Raw genomic sequence first — 3,118 nt, 5'->3', positions numbered from 1 at the left:
AGAAATCTGGATCAAATAATGATATTTTATCCCCAATATCGATTACACTAATGACTCCTTCACTTTTAATTGATTGCTGCAATAATTCAGATATCCTTTCATTAATTTCTTTAAATGATAGTTTTTTATCGGAATTTAATTTGACTAAAACAGACCTAACTGCTTCAAAAAATACTGCTTCAAATCTTTCTTTTTCTTTTGCAACACTTCGACATAGCGATAATGCATGTTTGAGCAATAATGATTCTTTAATGTATTCTTTTTTATCTTTTTCCATCCTGGGATGTTCAAAGAAATTAACGCCCCCACTAATCACATTAGATCTCTCCAAATTGCTATCTCCAAAGAAGTTGGAGTAGTCATAACCATGGAATAAGTCACGGCAAACTTCAAGCTTTTCCAGGAATTTTGGATAAGCAACCTTCTCAACATCCATTTCACCATAGTTTTTATTATCCCTATCAGTATATTCACTCATTGCTTGTCTTAATGCGGAGGCTATGCCAATATAATCAACAATTAAGCCCCCATCTTTTCCTTTAAATACCCTATTTACACGCGCAATAGCTTGCATTAAATTATGGCCTTTCATTGGTTTGAAAACATACATAGTAGCAAGAGAAGGTACGTCAAATCCAGTAAGCCACATATCAACTACAATAGCTATCTTCATAGGATCCTCATCATCTTTGAATTTGTTTTCAAGTTGCTTTTTGTAAGATTTATCTCCAATTATTTTATGCCATTCTTCGGGATCTTTATTAGAACCACTCATTACCACTTTTACTTTCTCATCCCAATCAGGACGTAGCTCCAATATTTTTTTATACATTTTAATTGCAATATCTCTTGAATAACCTACAATCATTGCTTTACCAGACAGTTCATATTGCCGATTTTCTTCATAATGATAAATAATATCCTGGCAAATATCCTCGATTATTTCTGGAGCTCCAAGCAAACTTTCCATCTTACTCAATTCACGTTTACTTCTCTCAATGTTATACTCTTCTGCTTCCATCGCCAGTTCATCATATTTCTTATCAATCTCTTCTAAAATAGATTCATCAAGATGGATTTTTGCAACACGACTTTCATAGCTTAATGGTACAGTAGCACCATCTTCTACAGATTGTGTCATATCGTAAATATCAATATAATCTCCAAAAACAGAACGGGTGCTTTTATCAATTCTTGATATTGGAGTTCCAGTAAAACCGATGTAAGTTGCATTTGGAAGTGCATTTCTAATTCTTCTTGCAGCACCAATTTTGATTTCACCCGTTTTAGCATCTACTTTCTCTTCAAGACCATATTGGCTGCGATGAGCTTCATCTGAAATAACAATAACATCATCCCTATCAGTTAAAACATCTGTAGATTCTTCAAATTTTTGCATTGTTGTGAAAAATATTCCATTAGCCTGGCGATTATTTAACAATTCTGTTAAGTGTTTTCTACTTGTTGCTTGTATTGGAGTTTGTCTTAAAAAATCAGAACATTTTGTAAATTGCTCATATAATTGTTGATCCAAATCATTTCTGTCTGTTACAACAACAAATGTTGGACTTTTAAGTTCATTTTGAAGTTTTTTAACATAAAATACCATTGATAGGCTTTTTCCACTTCCCTGAGTATGCCAGAACACACCTGCCCTTCCATCGGACCCAATAGCTTTTAATGTTGATTTAACTGCTTTGTTGACTGCAAAATATTGGTGATATGCCCCTAGAATTTTAATGCTCTTTTTTGCATCTTTAGAGTATACGGTGAAATATTTTAAAATGTCCAAAAATCTTGTTTTATCAAATATTCCATTAAAAAATGTGTTAAAATCAGCGACACTGGTTGACTCATAGCTCCCATCAGTTGATTTCCATTCCATAAATCTATCTTCAGGAGCAGTTATTGTACCAGCTCTTGATTCTGCCATATCACTCATTACACAAAATACATTGTAATTGAATAATGATGGGACAACATTCATATATTTATGTAATTGATTATAAGCTTCAGACACATCAGTATTTTCTCTTGAAGGAGATTTTAGCTCAATTACAACTACTGGCAAACCATTCAAGAAAACAACGATGTCAGGACGTTTAACCTCTTTTTCTTCAATAGACCATTGATTAATAATTGTGAATCTATTGTTTTCAAGATTTTCCCAGTCAACTAAATTTATTAATGTTGCTTTTTCTTCACCGGATTCCCAATAATTCACAGACACACCATTTTGTAAATAATCCATGAATTTTTCATTTTTTTCTTCTAAACTTCCAATACCAAAATCTTGGATTGTTTCAATAGTATTTTCAATAGCGGATCGGCTTTCCTGTGAATTAATAAAATATAAATTTTCTAAATCACTCATAAAAACAGGATTTTTATAATCCCTTTCAATATCCGGACCATAATAATAATCATACCCTAGATTTTGAAATAATTCGATTAAAGACAATTCATATGAATCTTCATTATAAACTGACATACTAACCAACTCCATACTACAAGTTAATTGCAATATTGCTTTAATAATAACTTTATCACAAGTATTATATTAAATTTATTTAATTAAGGGAAACTAATTTAAAAATCTCATTTTAAATTGCAAATAGGCAATTTATCTAATCTCTGAACATTAACTTCACTTTTTTGAATTAGAAGTGTGGTCCCCATATACCAAGCAAAACCTAAACCAAAAAATGCCAAAACATATATAATATAAACTAAACCAATGCAAAACATGACAAAACCAATTAAATCCAGATAAATAATATTAAAATAAAATATAAATGAAGATTAACAACACTAAAACAAACCTAAAAAATTTTAAAACAATATACATCAATCAAAACTAAACCAAAAACGTCAAAACATGTTAATATTAACTAAACCAAGGTAAAACACAATAAAACAGACATAAATTATATTAAAATCAAGATAAACTGCATTTAAAAAAAGCTAAATTGAAATATGTTTCAAAAAAGTATTACAACCGGAACATAAAAAGCAAAGATTAGTGAGAAAAGATGCGATATGCTGTCTAAAATGTACTTATAATATACTTATCTTAAGGTATCTGACAACAATACAAAGTAAAATAACAACAATATTA

The 3,118-nt window shown here is 30.4% G+C and carries 1 protein-coding gene; it reads right to left on the bottom strand.

All coding sequences use genetic code 11. From position 1 onward, the window contains the following. The coding region (locus Q4Q55_RS10130) for a type I restriction endonuclease subunit R (RefSeq protein WP_303372683.1) at nucleotides 1-2,491 on the bottom strand (2,491 nt) is incomplete at its 3' end. Nucleotides 2,492-3,118: the final 627 nt, after the last annotated feature.

Origin of the sequence: Methanobrevibacter sp. (genome assembly GCF_030539555.1) — an archaeon.
Lineage (GTDB): Archaea > Methanobacteriota > Methanobacteria > Methanobacteriales > Methanobacteriaceae > Methanocatella.
Note: the sequence above shows the minus strand (reverse complement) of the source record. Positions and strands in the feature narration are given on the sequence as shown.